The sequence below is a fragment of the Sedimentibacter sp. B4 genome, from assembly GCF_000309315.1.
In the GTDB taxonomy this organism is placed as follows: Bacteria; Bacillota; Clostridia; order Tissierellales; family Sedimentibacteraceae; genus Sedimentibacter; species Sedimentibacter saalensis.
Genome location: NZ_CANG01000627.1, coordinates 1 through 410 on the forward strand (window position 1 = coordinate 1; position 410 = coordinate 410).

The following is a 410-nucleotide window of genomic DNA, read 5'->3' on the forward strand; positions in this document are numbered from 1 at the left end:
CAGTGCCTACCACCAGTACCAGCCCCTGACCAAGCGCGGGAACAACGACGTCGGCTCGGGCTTCAACGACGACCCGCTGTGGCTGGTGGCGGGGGTGGCCGGCTACCTGAAGGAGACCGGCGACGACTCGATCCTGGACGAGCCGGTGCCGTTCGACAACGAGCCGGGCAGCGAAGCTCCCCTCTGGGAACACCTGGTGCGCTCCTTCGAGTTCGTGCGCAACCACCTCGGCCCGCACGGCCTGCCCCTGATCGGGCGCGCCGACTGGAACGACTGCCTGAACCTGAACTGCTTCTCCGCCGAGCCGGGCGAACCGTTCCAGACCACACAGAACAAGGCCGGCGGCGCCGCAGAGTCGGTCTTCATCGCCGCCCAGTTCGTGCTGTACGGCACCGATTACGCGGCTATCC

The 410-nt window shown here is 67.6% G+C and carries 1 pseudogene; it reads left to right on the plus strand.

The features are described from left to right. Positions 1–410 (plus strand): annotated as a pseudogene (locus BN358_RS23985) (glycosyl transferase); the annotation flags it as partial.